Below are 19,361 nucleotides of genomic sequence, written 5' to 3' on the forward strand. Positions count from 1 at the left end.
CTACCCCGCGACCTCCCGGACGACCGCCGCGACGGCGGAGGGCAACCGCTCCTCGGCACGGCGGAGCTGTTCGGAAAGGCGCGACTCGGCGTCCCGTTCCACCTCGGCGCTCTCGACGCGTGCGCTCTCCAGCGCGCGGTCGCGGATCGCGGCGGACCGGTCGGCGGCCTCCCGTTCGGCGGCCGCCATGGCCGCCTCGGCCTCCTCGGCCGCTTCGCGCGCGATCGTGCGCGCACGCTCCCTGGCGGCGTCCATGGCGCGGCGAGCCTCTTCCTCGGCCCGCAGGATCTGGTCGAGCTTCTCCATAGCCCCTCACTCCGGCCCGGCGCGTTCCCGCGATTGTAGCACTGGCCTCCCGGAGTACCTCGGGGGTGCCTGGGAGCGTGTCGCCAGCCTCGGTGAGCGGTCTGCGTTACGGCGCGAGCGGCCGTATAATCGTGCGCGTGAGCCCCTCACCCCTCAGGCGGCCGGTGCCCCTCCGCACGTACGGCAGGGCGAGGCGTCGGAGCGGCCGCGCGCTGCGCGGCGCCGGCGCCGTGCTGCTGCTGGTCGCCGTCGTCGCCGCGGCGGTCGCGCTGGTCTCCGGCGTACCGCTGCCGCTGGCCCGGGGATCGCGGGGCGCGGGCGCGGCATCGCCCCCCGCCTCCGAGCCCTCGACGGCGGCCATCCCGGCTCACGCGGCCGAGCCCGAGCCCGAGCCCGTCGAGTCGCGCCAGGCGACGCTGACCGTGGCGGCGGTCGGCGACATGATCTTCGACCGCAAGGTCGCCGCCCTCATCGCGGCCTCCGGCGGTGAGGCGCCGCTTGCGCGCGTCGCGCCCCTGCTCGCGCGAGCCGACATCGCCGTCGGGAACCTGGAGTCGCCCCTTGCCTCCGGTGGCACCAGGAAGGCCGACAAGGACGTGACCTTCCGAGGAGACCCGCGCGGCATCGAGGGGCTACGGCTGGCCGGCTTCGACTTCCTGTCGCTGGCGAACAACCACGCGCTCGACTACGGCCCGGAGGCGCTGGCCGAGACGGTCGCCGCGCTGGACGCCGCGGCCATCGGTCACGCGGGCGCCGGCGGGGACCGCGAGGCCGCCTGGCGGCCGGCGATCGCCGAGCGGCACGGCGCGTCGGTGGCCTTCCTGTCGTTCTCGCACATCCTGCCCGCGGGCTTCATCGCCACCTCCGGGAAGGCCGGCATTGCGCAGGGCCGCGAGAACATGCCCGCCGTGCTCGAGGCGATCCGGGCCGCCAAGGAGGAGCACGACTACGTGCTCGTCTCGTTCCATTGGGGCGTGGAGTACGCCGACCACGCCAACGGCGACCAGGTCCGCGACGCCAAGGCGGCCGTGGACGCGGGAGCCGACATGGTGCTGGCGCACCACCCGCACGTGATCCAGGGCGTGCAGCGGTACCGGGGGGCGCTCATCGCCTACTCGACCGGCGACTTCGTCTTCGACCACTACTCGCGCAAGACCGGCGAGGCGTTCATCCTCGACGCCGAGCTCGGGCCGGACGGCGTGGGAGACGTGAGCTTCACGCCGGTCTACCTCGACGGCAACGGCCGCCCCGATGTGGTGACCGGCCCCGAGGCGCGCGTCATCCTCCAGAGGCTTCGCGACATCTCCGCGCCGCTGGGGGGCAAGGTCGTCCTGACCGGCGACACGGCGGTGCTGCGATGAGCCGAAGACCGTTCGACGCCGAGCGCGACACGGTCTCGTTCGCGCCTCCGCGCGCGGAGCGGCCCCCGGGGCCGCAGGCGCCTCGGCTGGGGGCGGTCAGGGACACCGGCATCCTCCTCGGGCCGCCGCGGGCGCGCTGGGGACGCCGACGACGCCACCCCCTCGCTGCGCTGCTGACCGCGGCCCTGCTCGTCGCGGCGGCCTCCTTGCTCGCGTGGTCCCTCTCCGCGCGCGGCGCGGCCCGGTCCGGCGGAGGGACGGGAGAGGGCGCCTCGTACCGCCTCGAGGTGCTCCCCGATCCCACCCCGGTCTTCGCCACCTACCGCTCCCTGCAGATCCACCTGCCGCTGCGGCCCGAGGAGGCCACCGCCATCGCCTTCCACCAGGCCTCCGGCGGCGACAGCCTGCGTATGGGATCGCTCGTGCCCGACGCGGACATGGCTGCCGCCGCGCGAGGCGACGTGCAGCTCAAGCCCGCGGTCGCCCGCGTCGAGGCCCCCGAGGGCGTCCCGGCCGTGCTCGACGGACGGGTCCTTCGCCTGTGGCGCAGCAACCGCCGAGGAGCGCCGGACACCGCCTGCGACGCGGGAGCGGCGCCCGGCACCGTCGTCTACGCGCCGGTCAGCGGGACGGTCGCCGCCGTCACCCGCTACGAGCTCTACGGCCGCCATCCCGACTACGAGATCCACATCTCGCCGGACGGCTGGCCGGAGGTCGACGTCGTGCTCATCCACGTCGACGCCGTGAAGGTGCGCCCCGGGGACCGCGTGGAGGCCGGCGCGACCGGTATCGCCGAGGTGCGCAGGCTGTCCGACCGCTTGGACCACCAGCTCGCGGCGTACACGGGCGACGGCGGGGACCACGTCCACATGCAGCTCAACCGCGTCGGAGCGCCCGGCGAGCTGCGTCCCATCGGGGGGTCGTAGCACTGGCGCGAGAGCGGGGAAGGTCCCGCAAGGCGACGAGTGCGGCGACGGCGGGCGTGAGCGCCTCTCGGGGCGCTGACGCTACTCGTCGGCCGGCCGCCGAAGGAAGCCGCGGAACCTCCGGTCGAAGTCGTAGCGCATCAGCTTCACGCGCCGCCCGCAGCCCAGACACTCCAGGCCGATGTCCATGCCGAGCTTCTCGACGCGCCACTCGTTCGCCCCGCAGGGGTGGGGCTTCTTGAGCCTCACCACGTCGCCGAGGCGGATGGGGACGATGGGGATCGGCACGAAGCCTCCTTCGGCGGGCCGCGGGAACCGGGACCGGCGAGCCGTCCGTTGCTGCTCGGGACGGCTAGAGTATATCCTGTGAGCCCGCCCCGAGGCGCCGCGGGACGTGCATGCCGGTGAAGGGAGAGCCCGTGAAGACCCGAGCGATCCTCTCCGTGCTGGGAGAGGACCGAGTCGGCATCGTCGCCGGCATCTCGAGCGTGCTGGCCGAGACGGGGACGAACATCGAGGACATCCGCCAGACGATCCTGTCGGGCACCTTCTCCATGACGATGCTAGTCACCGTCGACGAGGACGTCACGCCCTTCGAGACCGTCCAGGCCCGCCTCGCCGAGGCGGGAGAGCGGATCGGCGTGCAGGTGACGCTGCAGCGCGAGGACGTGTTCCGCTACATGCACCGGATCGGCTGAGCCGTCCTCCCCCCGCCCGAGGAGCCCGCTTGGAGCTGAGCCCCGAGGAGATCGTCGAGACGCTGCTGATGGTCACGCAGCAGAACCTCGACATCCGCACGGTCACGCTGGGCGTCGCACTGGACGCCTGCGCGGGACGCGACGTCGAAGACGTCTCGCGCAGGGTGTACGAGACGGTCTGCCGACGAGCCGAACGGCTCGTGCCGGTCGTGGAGGCCGTGGAGCGCGAGTACGGGATCCCGGTCGTCAACAAGCGCGTCTCGGTCACGCCCGCCGCCCAGCTCGCTGCCGCGTGCGAGGGGGAGGATGCGGTGCCGATCGCCGAGGCGATGGACCGGGCGGCGGCCGAGGTCGGGGTGGACTTCATCGGGGGGTTCTCGGCGCTCGTGCACAAGGGCATCGGCGCGGGCGACCGCCGCGTCATCGACTCCGTCCCGGAGGCGCTGGCGGCCACGGAGCGCGTGTGCTCCTCGGTGAACGTCGCATCCACGCGCGCGGGAATCAACATGGACGCGGTGCTCCGTATGGCCGAGGTGGTCAAGGAGACCGCGCGCCTGACCGCCGAGCGGGACAGCATCGGCTGCGGCAAGCTGGTCGTGTTCTGCAACATGGTCGAGGACAACCCGTTCATGGCCGGGGCGACGCTCGGTCCCGGCGAGCCCGACGCCGTCGTCAACGTCGGCATCTCCGGCCCGGGCGTGGTTCGCGCCGTCGTCTCTTCGCTGTCCGAGGAGGCCGACCTCACGGAGGTCGCCGAGGCGGTCAAGGCGACGTCGTTCAAGATCACCCGCGCGGGCGAGCTGATCGCGCGCGAGACCGCTCGCCGCCTGGGGGTCGCGATGGGCATCGTGGACCTCTCGCTGGCGCCCACGCCGGCGGCCGGCGACAGCGTGGCCGGGATACTCGAGGCGATGGGACTGCAGCGCTGCGGCGCCCCGGGGACCACCGCCGCCCTCGCTCTGCTCAACGACGCCGTCAAGAAGGGCGGCGCGATGGGCACGAGCTCGACCGGAGGCCTCTCCGGCGCCTTCATCCCCGTCTCCGAGGACGCCGGGATGGTGCGGGCGGTGGCCGAGGGAGCCCTGACGCTCGAGAAGCTCGAGGCCATGACGGCCGTGTGCTCGGTCGGGCTCGACATGATCGCCCTGCCGGGCGACACGAGCGCCGAGACTATCGCCGGGATCATCGCCGACGCCTGCGCGATCGGCATGGTGAACGGCAAGACCACTGCCGCGCGCCTCATCCCTGCCGCCGGCAAGTCCGCGGGGGACCGCGTCGACTTCGGCGGGCTGCTCGGGGCGGCGCCGGTGATGTCCGTGAGCGCGTGGTCGGGCGCGGCCTTCGTGCGTCGCGGCGGCCGGCTGCCGGCTCCGCTGAGGAGCCTGGGCAACTGAGCCTCCCCGGATAGGCGATCCGGCGGCCGGCCCGCCACCCTCCTGTGGGTTTCCTGCGCGCCTACATGCCGTTCAGCGCATACTTCCGCCCGTCTATCCAGGAATCCCGCCGTTCGGACTGCTCGCGCTGTAGCGGGCGTCACACGTCCCGATGCATTCACCTGGCGGGCGAAGGGCCCGATCCCCAGGACCCACGGAGGAGGGGCCGTCCGGCGGCGGGGTGCGCGCCGGACACCTCCGCGAGGACAGATGCGACCTCGACACTCACACAGGACGTCGCCGCGCCCGGCACGGAGTCGGGCACGCCGGCTGCGTGCCGCCGCGGCGCTGGTGCTGGCCGCGGCGCTGCCTTCGGCGGCCGCAGGCGTCGGTCTGGTCTCCACGACCATCGCCATCGACGGGGACATGACCGACTGGGCCGGCGTCCTGTCCAGCGCGCCCAACGTGACCTCCGACCCCATCGGCGCCGCCGACCCCGACAACCCCGGCTCGGCGAACCGCGACCTGTGCCTGGCCGCCTACACCTGGGACGCCGAGAACCTGTACGTCTACCTGCGCCGCACCGCCAGCGGCAACAACTCCGTGCACTACATCATCTACGTCGACGTCGACAACAGCGGGACGATGAGCGACGTCGACCGCGTGGTGGACCTCAACTACAACGGGTCCGCGTTCCAGCCCGGCGGCAGCGGCGTGTTCGGTTACGCGCCGGCGGCGCCGGGCGGCGACCCGCTCGTCGGCGACGGACAGGCCATGCCCGGACGTCTCGGCGCCCCGGTCCCGGACCCCGGCCTGAACGCCTCTGCGAACGGCGACGGCATCAGGCACGAGGCGGCGATCCCATGGGCGGCGCTCGGCTTGCCGGCGGGCTCTCCCGTCCAGCTCAAGTTCGCGTGCTCCCTCAACACCAACCTGCCCGCGTCGATCCAGGACAACACGGCGGTCGCCTCGCTGATACGGCGGCAGGTGGCCGTGTCGGCGGGGACGACCAGGGGCGGCGCGGCAGGCAACGACGTCGAGTTCGCACACACGGTCACCAACCACGGCAACGTCGACGACACGTACGACCTCTCCGCCGTCTCGGCGCGAGGGTGGCCGCTGCAGCTGACGGACGAGGCCGGCTCCCCGATCGCCTCTCTCGCGATCCCCGCCGGCGGCTCGGCCGGGATCCGCGTGCGCGTGACGATCCCGGCGGGGACCGCGGACGGCACGAGGGACACGCTGACCGTCACCTGCACGAGCTCCTCGGCGAGCCACGTCACGGCGAGCGCGACGGACCACGCCGTCTGCGGCGAGGTCATCGTGATCCCCGATCTCACCAACTCCGTCGCTCCCGGCTCCGTGTCGGTCTTCCGCAACACGCTGGCCAACCACGGCGACCGGACGCTCACCCTCGCGCTCACCGCCGCCTCCGACCGGGGGTGGACCGCCGAGGTCTTCGCGGCCGACGGCGTGACCCCGCTGAGCGAAGCGGTACTGCCGCCCGGAGGCTCGCGCGCCGTGCGCGTGCGCGTCCACGTGCCCGCCGGCGCCGCGCTGGGCACCGCCGATGTCACGTCGCTGCGCGCCGTGGCCCTCGACGACCCCGGCGTCGGAGGCACCGGCAGGGACACGACGCTCGTCCGGCCAGAGCTTTCCGTGGTGCCGGACAACACGGGGACCGCCGGGGCCGGCACAGCCGTGACGTACCTCCACACGGTGACCAACAGCTCGTCCGAGACGCGCACGGTCACCCTTGACGCCACGGACTCCTCCGGGTGGCCGGTGCAGGTGCTCGAAGCCGACGGCGTCACGCCGCTGGCCTCGGTCGCACTCCCGCCGTTCGGAGGCTCCTCTCCGGTCAGGGTAAGGGTCTCGGTGCCCGCCGGTGCGGCCTCGGGGGCGGTCTCGACCACGACCCTCAGGGCCGGCTGGGGCGCGCTCACGGCCGTCGCCACCGACGTCACGACCGTCTCGACCCTCGTGTTCTTCGCGGACGGCTCCTACGCCGAACCGACGGAGCACTTCGTCCTCGGCGACGCCGTCCACGTTCGGGCCTCGGGGCTGGCACCGGGGTCGACGGTACGCTTCCGCTGGCTTGACACCTCCGGCGCCGTCGTGCACGCCAGCCCCGACGTCCCAGTCGACACGGGGGGCCAGGCGGCCTCCTCCTACACGATCCCTGCCGCCGGCCCTCCCGGCGCGTGGACGTGCGTCCTGGTCACGAACAAGGGTGCTGAGCTCGCACGCCGCACCTTCTACGCCGGCTACAGGGCGCACATCGAGTCGGTGTCGGCTCCCGACGTGCCCTCCGCCGCCTCCGACGTCTCCGCCGATGTCGTGCTGCGCAACCACGGAGCGGTCGTCATCGCCGACTCCACCCTGACGTACCTGGTGTGGCACGACGTCGACTCCGACGGCGTGTGCTCCAACGGCGACCTGTACGTGGACGAGGCCGGAGAGATCGCCACGTACGCCGGGACCGGCGGCGAGAGGACGCGCCTCGGCAGCGGCGTGTCCGTCCCGGCCGGCGGGAGCTGGTCGGAGCCGGCGACCTGGACGGTCCCGGCGGCGAACCTCCCCTACCCCGGCACCTACCACGTGACGGCGGAGTGGCGGGCGGCCGACGGAACGGTCATCGACACGCGGGGGACGACGTTCCTCGCCTCGGCCTACCGCCTGACGCTCACGATCAGCGAATCCGCGCTCGACGCGGGCACCGTGGAGCCCGGCAGCACGCACGTGTTGGCTCCGGTCAACGTCGCCGTCGAGGCGAACACCCGGTTCGACCTCTACAAGGCGGTCGGGGGGGATGCGGCGCTCATGGGGCTGTCCTCGGGGCTGCTCTCCCAGGTGGACCAGTCCTCGGGCCTGCACTTCTACGTCGACTCGATCTCCCTCGACATCCCCTGGGAGGCGGAGCCGGGTCCTCTCGGCGCCGTCCTCACCTACACGGTGGTGGCTCAGTGAGCCGCCGGAGATCAACGCTCGCCGCCTTCGGCCCCTCGCACATCCGGGCGCGGTGGCCGGGGGGCGGGCTGCACATAGAGGGGGGTGGTCCCTGAGAGACGACCACTCCGCAGAACCACGTGTTCGAGAGTCACGTACATGTCAGCAGGTAGTTGGAAGGAGAAGGACCATGAAGAGAACGTTGATGGCAGGGTTCCTGGCAGTGGTGCTGGTCGCCGGGCTCGTCACGACAGCGACCGCAGCCCCGCAGTCCTTCAGCGGGAACCTCGTCGGGGGCAAGTGGCAGGCCGGCCCCGGCGACGTGGTCGTCACCGCCGCCGTGAACCCGAAGGTCGAGCTCACGCTCTCCGAAGACCTGGTCGACGCCGGCGCCCTCGACCCCGACATCCCCGCACCGCAGTGGACGCTCGCGGTGAACGTGGATACAGCGGCCAACGTGCCCTGTGACCTGACCAAGAGCGTCGTGACCGACATGGACGGCATCGCGACGCCGCTGTTCGAGTCGGACCTGGCAGCGCTCATCGCCGATATCCGCGGCGTGAACAACTACACCGACAACTACGCCATCTCGGTCGGCTACGACACGGACCCGGGCAACTACAGCGCGACCGTCACCTACACGCTGGTCCAGAGGTAACACTGCCGGACGCAGCATGAAGGTCCCGCCGTCCGTCCCGGGCGGCGGGACCTTCCTCGCGTCCGCGGACGATCCCCCGGAGGTCTCCTAAGCCGTCCGGTCCACGCTCCGCTCGTCCGGCGGCCCGGCGGAGTCGGAAGGCGGGGGTCCGTCCCCGCGCTCGCGACGCATGCGGTCCCTCCCTCGGGAGCCCTCCGCACGGGCGCGGCGCCGGGCGGCGAAGACGGCGAGCCGCCAGAGCAGCCACAGAGCCATGAGCCCCGCCGCCCCGGCCGCGGCGCCTATAGCCCATGCCGGGACGATCCAGACGGCCCGCTCCTCGACGATGCTCTCGGTCGATCCGCCGTCCTCGGTCCGGTACTCGACCACCAGACGGGCGACGTGCTTGCCGACCACGTCCCCCTCCAGATCGAGTCGCCCTCCGCCGGACAGGTCCGTGCCTGCGTACACGGTGGTCTCGGTCATGACCGAGCTGCCGGCCCTCTCGACGCCGCCGGGTCCCGACAGGATCAGGGCGGCGCGCACACGCTTGTCGATGTTGCCCGTGTTGCGCACGGCGAAGCTGTAGGGGAGGTTGTCCCCGGTGACCAGCGCGTCGGTGGTGAACGAGCCTATGCTCAACCGCTCGACGACCTCGCCGCGTACGCGCGTCTTCAGCCTCGTCCCGATGCGTCCGGAGACCCGCGAGATGGACCCGCCGGCTACCGGGTCGAGCGAGGCCATCTCGAAGAAGATGACGCTGTTGTGATCGCCCGGCGGGGTGTTGGGCGGTACCTCGAACCGGAACTTGACGGGCACCTTCTCTCCGGCCTCGAGTTCCATGTACGGCGTGTTGCCCACGGCCTTGGCCCGTTTGGGCAGCTCGAGCCGGACCCAGCTGGCCGGCCCGGCGAAGGCCGTCATGCTCTCGCGGTCGGGGGTGGTGAAGGTCAACTCCCCGGTCTCGCCGACCTCCTGGTCCGCAACGTAGACCAGCACGGTCATCGGCTCGCTGCCCTCGTTCATGACCACGACCTCGCCCTCGCCGCTCCCGCCGGCCTCTACGTCGAAGCGGAAGCTGAGCGCCGAGAGCGCGATGGTGCGCTGGGCGGCCGCGGGCGCCGGCGCGAGTAGCGCCGCGGCCAGGAGTATCGGCGCGAGCGGCCGCCAGCGGCCGCGCCTCATATCCCTACCGCCTCGCGGAACGCGCGGGCCTGGCGCCGTGCGACCGGGATGTGCGTCTCGTCCCGGTCGCCGGCGACCACGACGTAGCCGCCGTCCAGCCGAAGTATCTCCTTGATCCGGTTGAGGTTGATCATGTAGCTGCGGTGCAGCCTGTTGAAGGCGTCCTTGGACAGCTTGCGCTCCAGGTCGGTGAGGGTGAGGTCCACGAGGTACTGGTTCTCGTAGGTGTGCACGTACGTGGACTTGTTGCGGGCCGAGACGAAGACGATGTCGTCGATGTTGAGCAGGACGGTCCGGCCGCCCTTGCGCACCGCCAGCTTGCGGAACTCCCCCTCGCCGCCCGCCCCCTGCTGGGCGGACTGACGCCCCGAGCGCGCGAGGCTCTGAACCCGCGCGGAGAGCTCGAGGATGCTGAAGGGCTTGGTCACGTACTGCTGGACGCCCTGCTTGAAAGCCAGGATCTTCGCGAGGTCCTGCGTCTTGGCGGTGAGCATGATGACGGGGATGTCAGCGGTCATGGGGTCGTTGCGGATCTCCATCAGCGTCATCCAGCCGTCGACCCGGGGCATCATGATGTCCAGGACGACGACATCGACCGGTTCCCGGCCCAGCACGTCCAGGGCCTCGGCGCCGTCGCCCGCGCCGAGCACGCGCATGCCGTCGGCCTCCAGTCCCATCCGGATCATCTCGACGACCGAAGCGTCGTCGTCGACGACGAGGACGTTGACTCCCTCCATGGGTGCCTCCGACTGAAAAGGGCCCGGCGTGGGCACGCTCGAGCCGACTCCGCACGTCGCCCCTGGAGGGAGTATACAGTACGGACGGGCCCCCACGGTGGCGAGCGGGGAGCCTCGGACGAGGCCGGTCGCCGACCGAACCGGACGCGCCGGCTCCCGGTCAGGCTCCCGTCAGCCAGCCGTCCATCGCCCGCGCCGCGCGCACCCCCGCGCCCATCGCGAGTATCACCGTCGCCGACCCGGTCACGCAGTCGCCGCCGGCGTAGACGCCGGGGATGGAGGTCGCGCCGTCCTCGTCCGTCTCGACGTATCCCCGGCCGGTCAGCCCCAGGTCCGGAGCGGTCGCCGACAGCAGCGGGTTCGCGCGAGTACCCACGGCCACGACCACCGTGTCGCAGTCGACGGTGAACTCACTGCCCATGATGCACACCGGCGCGCGACGGCCGCTCTCGTCGGGCTCGCCGAGCTCCATGCGCTGCGCGACGAGCCCCGTGACCCACCCGTCCTGCCCGAGGACCTCCACCGGCGAGCACAGCATCTCGAAGCGGACGCCCTCCTCGCGGGCGTGGTGGACCTCCTCGCGCCGGGCGGGCATCTCGTCCTCGGTCCGGCGATACACGAGGAAGACGTCCTCGGCGCCGAGACGCAACGCCGTGCGCGCCGAGTCCATCGCGACGTTGCCGCCGCCGATCACGGCCACCTTCCGCCCCCGCCACACCGGGGTGTCCGCGCGCGGGAACTCGTAGGCGCGCATGAGGTTGACGCGGGTGAGGAACTCGTTCGCCGAATACACGCCGTTGAAGTTCTCGCCGGGGATCCCGAGGAAGACCGGCAGCCCCGCCCCGTTCCCGAGGAAGACCGCGTCGTAGCCGAGCTCCTCGCGCAGCTCGCCCAGCGTGTGGGTGGCGCCGATGACGGCGTCGGTGACGATCTCGACGCCGAAGCCGCGCAAGGCGTCGATCTCCTCGGCGACGATGGACTTGGGCAGGCGGAACTCCGGTATCCCGTACACGAGCACGCCGCCGGGCTCGTGCAGGCTCTCGAAGATCGTGACGGCGTGCCCCAGGCGCGCGAGCTCGCCCGCGCACGCCAGTCCCGCGGGGCCGGACCCCACCACGGCGACGCGCTTCCCGGTGGGCTCGCCGGGCACGGCGACGCAGCGGTGCCGGGCATCGCAGGCGAGGTCGAAGTCGCCGAGGAATCGCTCCAGGCGCCCGATGGCGACCGGCTCGCCCTTCTTCGCGAGCACGCACGCCACCTCGCACTGATCCTCCTGCGGACAGACGCGGCCGCACACCGCGGGAAGGGGGTTGCGCTCCTTGAGCAACGACACCCCGTCGGCCCAGTCGCCGCGCTGCACGGCGGCGATGAACGCCTTGATGTCGATGTTGACCGGACAGCCCTCGATGCAGGTGGGGTTGCGGCACTGCAGGCAGCGCTCGGCCTCCTCGCGGGCCTGCTCCTCGGAGTAGCCCAGGCCGACCTCCGAGAAGTCGCCGGCGCGCTCGCGCGCGTCGCGCTCGGGCATCGGGGTGCGCGCGGCCCGCGACGGCTTCCGGCGCTCGCCCTCGGGCTTGCGCGCGCCGCCTCCGGTCCCGCTCACTCCTTCGGCCGGCACGTGCACTCCTCCTCGTACGCGGCCGCGGAGACGCGCTCCTCCTCGGCGTAGATGCGCTGGCGGCTCATCAGCTCGGCGAAATCCACCGCGTGCCCGTCGAAGTCCGGCCCGTCCACGCATCCGAACCGCGTCTTCCCGCCCACGGTCACGCGGCAGGAGCCGCACATGCCGGTGCCGTCGACCATGATCGGGTTGAGGGAGACCGTCGTCGGCACGCCGAACTCGGCGGTCGTGTCGGCGCAGAAGCGCATCATGATCGCCGGCCCCACGGCGAACGCGTGGTCGATCGCGCCCGCCTCGCACAGCTCCTTCAGCGGCGCGGTGACGAGCGCCTTGCGCCCGGCCGACCCGTCGTCGGTCACCACCTCGAGCTTGACGCCCATCGCGCGGAACTCGTCCTCGAGCACGAGCAGGCCGGCGTTGCGCGCGCCGAGGATCGCCGTGACGTCGTCGCCCGCCTCGACCATCGCACGCGCCACCGGGTAGGCCACGGCCGCGCCCACGCCGCCGCCGACGACCGCCACCCGCCCGAGACCGCCGGCGTGCGTGGGGTTGCCGAGCGGGCCCACGAGGTCGGCCAGGCTGTCACCGGGGGCCATGTGCGACAGCGCGTGGGTCGTCTTGCCGACCCGCATGAAGATGAACCGGACCCAGCCCTCCTCGGCCGACCAGTCCGAGAACGTCAGCGGGATGCGCTCGCCGCCGGCACCCACACGCAGCATGAGGAACTGCCCGGCACGGACCTTGCGTGCTATCGTCGGCGCCTCGACACCCATCTCGAAGACTGCGTCCGAGAGCTGCCTCGTGTGCAGGATGCGGAACATGGGCTCCCTGGTCTACGGTGTCCGCTAAGTATACTAGCCGCGTGGAACCCGGCAACGTCGATTTGGAGGCCTCGTGCCGCTCCCCCGCCGACACACCTCCCGCGCGGCGCTGCTCTCGCTGGCGGCGCTGCTCGCGGCCTCCCTCGCCGTTCCCGCCTGCTCCCGGCGCGAGGGCCCCGTGCGAGAGAGCCGGGACGCGCTGGGGACCGTCGTCACCGTCACCGCCTACGCCGAGGACGACGGGGCGGCGCGCGAGGCCGTCGACGCCGCGTACGCCGGGATGGCCGAGGTGGAGAGCGCTCTCGACGCGCATGACGAGTCCTCGGCGGTCGCCGCCTTCAATCGCGACCCGTACCGCCCCCAGCCGCTGCCGGCCGAGGCCGTCGAGGTCCTGCGCATCGTGGACTCGCTCGACGTCGGCGAGTGGTTCTCGCCGGCGATGATCGGGGTCGTGCGCCTCTACGGCTTCGAGGAGGGCGGGCGCGTGCCCGAGGAACGCGAGCTCTCCGAACAGGTCGCACTCGCGGCGTCGTTCGGACCGGCGGGCCCGTCGGCGGCCGAGCCACCGCCTGGAGCCGCGAGCGACGAGGTGCGCTGGGCGTTCTCCTCCCGGCCCGCGACGGCACCGCCGTCCGACCCCCCGGGGCTCGACTTCGGCGGGGCCGCGAAGGGGGTCGCGCTCGACCGCGCGGCGAAGCGCCTGCGCGACGGCGGGGTCGCCGCCGCGCTGCTGAGCTCCGGCAGCAGCACCGTCGCGTACGGCGGCAAGCCCGACGGGGAGCCGTGGCGCGTAGGCCTCGAGGACCCGCGCGAACCCGAGACGGTCGTCGCGACGGTGCACGCCGACGGTGGGCTCGTCCTCTCGACCTCCGGCGACTACCAGCGGTACTTCGAGCGTGGGGACGCACGCTACCACCACATCCTCGACCCCTCCACGGGCCGTCCGGCGCGCGGCCTGCAGTCGCTGACCGTCCTCGGCGGGGAGCTCACGGCGCTGGAATCGGACATCCTCTCTACCGCGCTGTTCGTGGCAGGGGGCGAGCGCGCGGAGGCTTACGCACGCGAGCGCGGGTTGGGGCTCGTGACCGTGGACGACGAGGGCCTCGTGCACGTCGTGCAGCCCGCGGGCGAGGGCGTGCGCGTGCAGCGAGCGGCGCCCTGATCCTCACGCATACGTCACGACCAGCCGATATCCTCGACGAGAGCTGGACCTCCTGGTAGAATCTCGGTGGTTGTGCGCCTTCCGGCGGCCCGCAGACGCGTTTCGGCAGCCACCCCGGAGGAGTCGAAGCATGAGACGTAGAAGCGCCATACTCCCCCTCCTTCTCGCCGCGTCGCTGTTGCTGCCCTCCGCTCCCCCGGCCGCCGCCGTCTCCTCTTCGGATGCCGAAGCGCACCGCCGCAAGGCGGCCGACGCGCGCAAGGCCGCCGCCGAGGCCGAGGCGCGCGCCTCGGAGCTGCTGAAGGAGACCCGCGCGCTCGACGAGCGGATCGACGCGCTCGCCGGCCAGCTCGCCGACCTCGCACCCAAGATAGACGAGGCATCCGGCCGCACCGCCCGGCTGCAGGCCGAGGTCGGCAAGCTCCGCAGCCGGATCCAGGACAAGGAACGCGAGATCACGCGCACCCAGGCCGAGCTCGAGCGGCAGCAGAAGCTGCTGGCCGCCAGGATGACCTCCTCGTACAAGCAAGGCGGCTCGTTCTTCATCGACCTGCTGCTCGAAGCACGCGACATCAGGGACCTCATCGCGCGCACCGCGCTGGTGCAGCGCGTCATCTCGGACAACGAGCGCATCGCGGCGGACCTGGCCGACACGCGCACCACTCTGGAGGCGCAGCGCGAGGCGCTCGACCGGGACCTGGAGACGGTCTCGACGAAGCGCACCGAGGCGGCGACGGTCGAGAAGCAACTCAAGGACCTGCGCGCTCAACGCCGGGGCGCGATGAACGAGCAGAAGCAGGTCCAGTCCGCCAAGCTCGAGCTCGTCAAGGAGAACAAGGCCAACGCCGAGCGGCTCCGCAAGATAGCCGCCGAGGAAGAGGCCGAGTCCGCTCGCATCGAGGCCGAGCTCCGCAAGCGCTCCTCGGCCGGCTCGGGCGTCTACAACGGGGTGATGGCCTGGCCGGTGCCGGGCTTCTACCGCGTCAGCTCGCCGTACGGGTACCGCATCCACCCGATCTTCGGCACGCGGAAGCTGCATACCGGCATCGACGTCGGACGCGACGGAGGCCGCTCCATAGACGGGGCGGCGATCGTGGCCTCCGGTGACGGCGAGGTCATCTACGCGGGATACCGCGGCGGGTACGGCAACACGGTCATGGTCGACCACGGCAACGGCGTCGTCACGCTCTACGCGCACCAGCGTTCGGGGGGCATCAGGGTCGGCGTCGGGCAGCGGGTGAGCAAGGGCGACACGATCGGCACCGTGGGCTCGACGGGGTACTCGACGGGCCCGCACCTCCACTTCGAGGTGCGCGTCAACGGCGCGCCGGTCGACCCGATGCCCTACCTGCGCTAGGCCGCACGCGCGGCGCGAGCGCCGCAGGCCGCGGTCAGTCCGCGTTGTACTCCCGCATCGCGCTGTCGACGCCGTGCTCCAGCACGTGCATGACCGCCTGCGCGGCGGTCGGGATCGAGGCCATGAGGCGCTCGAGCGTCTCGCCGCGCAACGGCTCCAGGACGTAGTCCGCGGGGTCCATCCGCCCCGGCGGCCGCCCGATCCCCACGCGCACGCGCACGTGCTCGCCGCTGCCGAGATGCTCGGCGAGCGAGCGCAGGCCGTTGTGCCCGCCGTGCCCGCCTCCGCGCTTGACCCGGACCGCGCCTTCGGGCAAGTCGATGTCGTCGTGGACGACGACCGTCTCGCCGACGTCCGCGTCGTAGGCCTCGAGCACGCGCTTCACGCTCTTGCCGGAGAGGTTCATGTAGGTCTGCGGCTCGGCGAGCACGAGGTCCTCGTCGCCCAGACGCACGACAGCCACTCGGGCGCCGGCCTGGTCCTTCCAGTAGCCGGCGCGCAGGTTCTCGCCCAGCAGCTCCACGACGAGGAAGCCGGCGTTGTGCCGCGTCCGCTCGTATTCGGGCCCGGGGTTCCCGAGGCCCACGACGACTCTCGGCATGGCCCGCTACGCCTCTTCCGGCGCCGTCTCCTCGCCGACGACCGCGGGCTCGACCTCCTCGACGACCTCCTCGGGCGTGGGCTCCACGGTCGGAGCGGTGACGGAGCACACGATCGTCTCCGGGTCGTCCAGCACGGTCACGCCCTCGGGGACCTGCAGCTGCCCGACGTGCAGGCTCTCGCCCACCGCCAGCGGCGTGACGTCGACCTCGATGGACTCGGGCAGGTCGCCCGGGAGCGCCTCCACTGTCACCTCACGGAGGTTGTGCATGATCACGCCGCCCGCCTTCTCGCCGGCGGACTCGCCGGCGAAGTGCAAGGTCACGGTGGTGTGGATGGCCTTGTCCATCTTCACGGCGAGGAAGTCGATGTGCTCGATGCGGCCCTTGACCGTGTTGGTCTGCAGCCCCTTGATGACCGCGTTGACGGGCTTCTTCTCGCCCTCTATGACCAGGTCCAGCAGCGCCGAGGCCGCGTTGTGCGCTATGAGCACCTCGAAGTCGTGGCGGTCGACGGAGATGGGCAGGGGCGTGCGCCCGGCACCGTAGAGCACGGCCGGGATCAAGCCCGCTTGTGCCAGTCGCCTGTTCGCCTTCCCGATGATGTCGCGCGGCTTCGCCGTGATCGTGGTCGTCTGGGCCATGGTTGTGCGCTCTCTCCCTTCGAGCGGGACTGACTGCGTCCCCGTTCCGGTACTCTCGCTCGTCTCAGAGCTGGAAGTCCGGGTCGAACAGCTCGGACACGGACTCGTTGTTGAACACGTTCTCGATGGCATGCGCGAACAGCGGCGCCACCGACAGCACCCGAATGCGCCCGTGCCGGCGCTCCTCGGGGACCGGCACGGTGTTGGTCACGACCACCTCGGTGATCGGCGAGGACTCGATCCTCTCGTAGGCCGGAGCGGAGAAGATGCCGTGCGTCGCCGCCGCGTAGATGTCGCCGGCACCGTTGGTCTTGAGCGCCTTGGCGCCCTCGGTCACGGAGCCGGCCGTGTCGATCATGTCGTCGATCATGATGCATGTCTTGCCCTCGACCTCGCCGATGACGTGCGTGATCTCGGCGACGTTGTGCTGCGGCCGACTCTTGTGCAGTATCGCCAGCCCCGCTCCGATCATGTCCGCGAACTTCTTGGCGACCTTCACGCGGCCCACGTCGGGCGAGACGATCACGCGGTCCTCGAGATTGAGGCTGTCGAAGTAGTCGGCCAGGATCGGCAGCGCGGTGAGATGGTTGACCGGCTGGTCGAAGAAGCCCTGTATCTGGCCCTGGTGCAGGTCCATCGCGATCACCTTGTGGACGCCGGCGACCGTCAGGAGGTCGGCGACCAGCTTCGCCGTGATCGGCTCCCTCGCGGCGGACTTCTTGTCCTGCCTCGCGTAGCCGTAGTGGCTGATGACCGCGGTGATGGAACGCGCGGACGCGCGCTTGGCCGCGTCGATCGTGATCAGCAGCTCCATGAGCATGTGGTTGACGGGGCAGCACACCGACTGCACGAAGAACACGTCGGCCCCCCTCAGGGACTCCAGGAAGCGCACGTAGATCTCGCCGTCGGCGAAGGTGCGGATCTTGACGTTGCCCAGCTCGATGCCGAGGTGCTCGGCGATGCCGTCGGCCAGCTCCTGATTGCTGGTCCCCGCGAAGACCATCATGCGCCGATCGCTCTCGGTCATGCGCTACGAACGCTCCTTCTCGTCCCGGGACCGCTGCTCGGCCCGCCTGCGCTGCTCGGCCCAGCCTTCGACCGTGCGCTGCTCGCCGCGCTCCAGCGCGAGCGCGTCCGCCGGCACGTCGTGACTGATGGCGCTGCCCGCTCCGGTGACCGCTCCGGGACCTACCGTCACGGGGGCCACGAGCATCGTATCAGAGCCGATGAAGGCCCCGTCGCCGATCTCGGTGCGGTGCTTGTGGAAGCCGTCGTAGTTGCACGTGATGCTCCCGGCGCCGACGTTGACCCGCTCGCCCAGCGTCGCGTCCCCGATGTAGGAGAGGTGCGGGACCTTGGAGCCGGCTCCGATCTCGGCGTTCTTGATCTCCACGTGCGTCCCGGCCTTGGCGCCCGGCCCCAGGCGCGTCCCCGGCCTCAGGTAGGCCGAAGGCCCCACCGTCGCGCCCCGGCCCACGTGCGCCGAGACGACCACCGAGGAGTCCACCACCGCGTCCTGCTCGACGACCGAGTCGGTCACCCGGCTGTCCGGACCGATGCGCGCACCCTCGCCGACGCTCGTGGATCCGAGCAGGAGGGTCATCGGCTCCAGGACGACGTCGCCCTCCAGCGTCACGTCCGGCCCCACCCAGACGAGATCGGGAGCCGTCATCGTCACCCCGGCGAGCATGTGGGCGGTGTTGATGCGGCGCTGCAGCACGCCGGCGGCCTCCGCGAGCTGCACGCGCGTGTTGACGCCCATCGTCTCGGCCGGGTCCTCCGCACGCAGAGCCGTCACCCGCAGGCCCTCCGAGGAGAAGAGCGCGATCATGTCGGTGAGGTAGTACTCGCCCTGCACGTTGTCGGTGCCCAGGCGATGCAGGCGCTCGAAGAGCACGCGTGCGTCGAAGCAGTACGTGGACGTGTTGACCTCGGCTATCCCCTCCTGCCCGGGTGAGAGGTCCTTCTGCTCGACGATCTCGCGAAGCGAGCCGTCCTCACCCCGCAGCACGCGGCCGTAGCCGGATGGGTCCTCGAGGACGGCTGTGAGCACCGAGGCCGCGGCACCCGCGGTCTCCCGCGCCTCCACCAGGGCGCGGATGGTCTCGGGGCGGATGAGCGGGGTGTCCCCCGCGAGCACCACGAGCGAGCCTTCGAAACCGGCCAGCGCGTCGGCCGCGCACATGACGGCGTGACCCGTGCCGAGCTGGCGCTCCTGGCGCACGCACGTCTCGCCGGCCAGCAGCGCCTCCACCTCCTCCGCCCGATGCCCCGTCACCACCACCACGCGCTCGCTCCCGGCATCACGCGCGGCGGAGACGACGAGGCGCGCCATGGGCACGCCGAGGATCGCGTGGGCGACCTTCGGGAGTCGGGACCGCATGCGAGTGCCCTCGCCGGCGGCAAGGATCAGCGCTGCTACGCTCACGAGCACCCTTCCGCCGGCACGGACTCGCACGACCCCCGTATCGATCGGTGGCTGGGGCGGTAGGATTCGAACCTACGGATCGGGGATCCAAAGTCCCCTGCCTTACCACTTGGCTACGCCCCAATGAGTACCCGAAGTGTAGGTATCGCGACAGGGGCAGTCAACCCGGCGCCGGACCGGGCCCGGGGGCGCGACTAAGAGGGAAAACGCTGGTAAGAGCGCAGGCTCAGTCCCCGACCGCGGCGTGGTCCTCGGCCTGGGCCGTGAACGCCTCGACACCCCCCTCGAGGTTGAACTGATCCAGCACGGCCTGCTGGATGCGTGTGCGAGCGTCGGTGTTGATGGGATGGCACACGTCCCTGAACTCGCCGTTGGGCAGCTTGCGCGACGGCATGGCCACGAAGAGGCCCTTGTCTCCGTTCACCACTCGCAGGTCGTGGACCACGAACTGGTCGTCGATGACGATGCTCGCAATCGCGCACACCTTGTTCATGGCGACGGGGCGCAGCGTAACCTTCGTGATGTCCATGTACTCCCCCCAACGAACGCTCCTCGGC

At 71.6% G+C, this 19,361-nt stretch carries 19 protein-coding genes and 1 tRNA gene; 8 read left to right on the forward strand and 12 right to left on the reverse strand.

Features of this window, described 5'->3' with window-relative positions:
• Positions 1 to 306: a hypothetical protein gene (locus tag IBX62_00540; GenBank protein ID MBE0475579.1), complete on the reverse strand. Its 306-nt coding sequence runs from the start codon at positions 304 to 306 to the stop codon at positions 1 to 3.
• A 164-nt stretch (positions 307 to 470) separates the two neighbouring features.
• Here IBX62_00540 and IBX62_00545 point away from each other — a divergent pair, with 164 nt between their 5' ends.
• Together IBX62_00545 and IBX62_00550 are read left to right on the forward strand one after the other, a co-directional pair.
• Positions 471 to 1,667, forward strand: a complete 1,197-nt coding sequence (locus IBX62_00545; protein MBE0475580.1) for a CapA family protein — start codon at positions 471 to 473, stop codon at positions 1,665 to 1,667.
• A complete protein-coding gene (locus tag IBX62_00550) occupies positions 1,664 to 2,593 on the forward strand; it encodes a hypothetical protein (protein ID MBE0475581.1) in 930 nt (309 codons plus the stop codon). The genes IBX62_00545 and IBX62_00550 overlap by 4 nt, the downstream gene beginning before the upstream one ends.
• Before the next feature lie 81 nt (positions 2,594 to 2,674).
• Here IBX62_00550 and IBX62_00555 read toward each other — a convergent pair whose 3' ends face one another.
• Positions 2,675 to 2,875, reverse strand: coding sequence for a DUF951 domain-containing protein (locus tag IBX62_00555; GenBank protein ID MBE0475582.1), 201 nt, complete (start codon positions 2,873 to 2,875; stop codon positions 2,675 to 2,677).
• A 116-nt stretch (positions 2,876 to 2,991) separates the two neighbouring features.
• On the opposite strand from IBX62_00555, the gene IBX62_00560 reads away from it, so the two are divergent.
• The 4 genes from IBX62_00560 to IBX62_00575 all read left to right on the forward strand — a co-directional run bounded on the left by IBX62_00560 (position 2,992) and on the right by IBX62_00575 (position 8,271).
• Positions 2,992 to 3,291, forward strand: coding sequence for an ACT domain-containing protein (locus tag IBX62_00560; protein ID MBE0475583.1), 300 nt, complete (start codon positions 2,992 to 2,994; stop codon positions 3,289 to 3,291).
• Between the two features lie 29 nt (positions 3,292 to 3,320).
• Positions 3,321 to 4,685, forward strand: a complete 1,365-nt coding sequence (locus tag IBX62_00565) for a PFL family protein (GenBank protein MBE0475584.1) — start codon at positions 3,321 to 3,323, stop codon at positions 4,683 to 4,685.
• A 249-nt stretch (positions 4,686 to 4,934) separates the two neighbouring features.
• On the forward strand, positions 4,935 to 7,634 hold the full coding sequence (locus tag IBX62_00570; protein ID MBE0475585.1) for a hypothetical protein: 2,700 nt from the start codon (positions 4,935 to 4,937) through the stop codon (positions 7,632 to 7,634).
• Positions 7,635 to 7,803: 169 nt separating this feature from the next.
• A complete protein-coding gene (locus tag IBX62_00575; protein ID MBE0475586.1) occupies positions 7,804 to 8,271 on the forward strand; it encodes a hypothetical protein in 468 nt (155 codons plus the stop codon).
• Positions 8,272 to 8,358: 87 nt separating this feature from the next.
• Here the strand turns inward: IBX62_00575 and IBX62_00580 are convergent, their stop codons facing one another.
• From IBX62_00580 to IBX62_00595, 4 genes are all read right to left on the reverse strand, one after another.
• A complete protein-coding gene (locus IBX62_00580) occupies positions 8,359 to 9,435 on the reverse strand; it encodes a hypothetical protein (protein ID MBE0475587.1) in 1,077 nt (358 codons plus the stop codon).
• Positions 9,432 to 10,172: a response regulator transcription factor gene (locus IBX62_00585; protein MBE0475588.1), complete on the reverse strand. Its 741-nt coding sequence runs from the start codon at positions 10,170 to 10,172 to the stop codon at positions 9,432 to 9,434. The genes IBX62_00580 and IBX62_00585 overlap by 4 nt, the downstream gene beginning before the upstream one ends.
• A gap of 160 nt (positions 10,173 to 10,332) precedes the next feature.
• Positions 10,333 to 11,700 carry an NADPH-dependent glutamate synthase gene (gltA, locus tag IBX62_00590; GenBank protein MBE0475589.1) on the reverse strand — a complete coding sequence of 456 codons (1,368 nt, stop codon included), beginning with the start codon at positions 11,698 to 11,700 and terminating at the stop codon, positions 10,333 to 10,335.
• Positions 11,701 to 11,771: 71 nt separating this feature from the next.
• Positions 11,772 to 12,614: a sulfide/dihydroorotate dehydrogenase-like FAD/NAD-binding protein gene (locus tag IBX62_00595; GenBank protein MBE0475590.1), complete on the reverse strand. Its 843-nt coding sequence runs from the start codon at positions 12,612 to 12,614 to the stop codon at positions 11,772 to 11,774.
• Between the two features lie 73 nt (positions 12,615 to 12,687).
• On the opposite strand from IBX62_00595, the gene IBX62_00600 reads away from it, so the two are divergent.
• Both IBX62_00600 and IBX62_00605 read left to right on the forward strand, forming a co-directional pair.
• A complete protein-coding gene (locus IBX62_00600) occupies positions 12,688 to 13,776 on the forward strand; it encodes an FAD:protein FMN transferase (GenBank protein ID MBE0475591.1) in 1,089 nt (362 codons plus the stop codon).
• 781 nt (positions 13,777 to 14,557) lie between these two features.
• Complete coding sequence (locus IBX62_00605; protein MBE0475592.1) at positions 14,558 to 15,133, forward strand: M23 family metallopeptidase; 576 nt, start codon at positions 14,558 to 14,560, stop codon at positions 15,131 to 15,133.
• Positions 15,134 to 15,167: 34 nt separating this feature from the next.
• Here the strand turns inward: IBX62_00605 and IBX62_00610 are convergent, their stop codons facing one another.
• The 6 genes from IBX62_00610 to spoVG form a co-directional block, all read right to left on the reverse strand.
• Positions 15,168 to 15,734: an aminoacyl-tRNA hydrolase gene (locus IBX62_00610; protein MBE0475593.1), complete on the reverse strand. Its 567-nt coding sequence runs from the start codon at positions 15,732 to 15,734 to the stop codon at positions 15,168 to 15,170.
• Between the two features lie 6 nt (positions 15,735 to 15,740).
• On the reverse strand, positions 15,741 to 16,376 hold the full coding sequence (locus IBX62_00615) for a 50S ribosomal protein L25 (GenBank protein ID MBE0475594.1): 636 nt from the start codon (positions 16,374 to 16,376) through the stop codon (positions 15,741 to 15,743).
• Between the two features lie 64 nt (positions 16,377 to 16,440).
• Entirely contained in the window at positions 16,441 to 17,403 is a 963-nt protein-coding gene (locus IBX62_00620) for a ribose-phosphate pyrophosphokinase (GenBank protein MBE0475595.1), read from the reverse strand.
• 3 nt (positions 17,404 to 17,406) lie between these two features.
• Positions 17,407 to 18,804 carry a bifunctional UDP-N-acetylglucosamine diphosphorylase/glucosamine-1-phosphate N-acetyltransferase GlmU gene (gene glmU / locus IBX62_00625; protein MBE0475596.1) on the reverse strand — a complete coding sequence of 466 codons (1,398 nt, stop codon included), beginning with the start codon at positions 18,802 to 18,804 and terminating at the stop codon, positions 17,407 to 17,409.
• Between the two features lie 48 nt (positions 18,805 to 18,852).
• Positions 18,853 to 18,927, reverse strand: a tRNA-Gln gene (locus IBX62_00630).
• A gap of 103 nt (positions 18,928 to 19,030) precedes the next feature.
• Positions 19,031 to 19,333, reverse strand: a complete 303-nt coding sequence (gene spoVG / locus IBX62_00635) for a septation regulator SpoVG (protein MBE0475597.1) — start codon at positions 19,331 to 19,333, stop codon at positions 19,031 to 19,033.
• Positions 19,334 to 19,361 lie beyond the last annotated feature (28 nt).

The organism is Coriobacteriia bacterium (assembly GCA_014859305.1).
Classification (GTDB): Bacteria; Actinomycetota; Coriobacteriia; order Anaerosomatales; family Kmv31; genus Kmv31.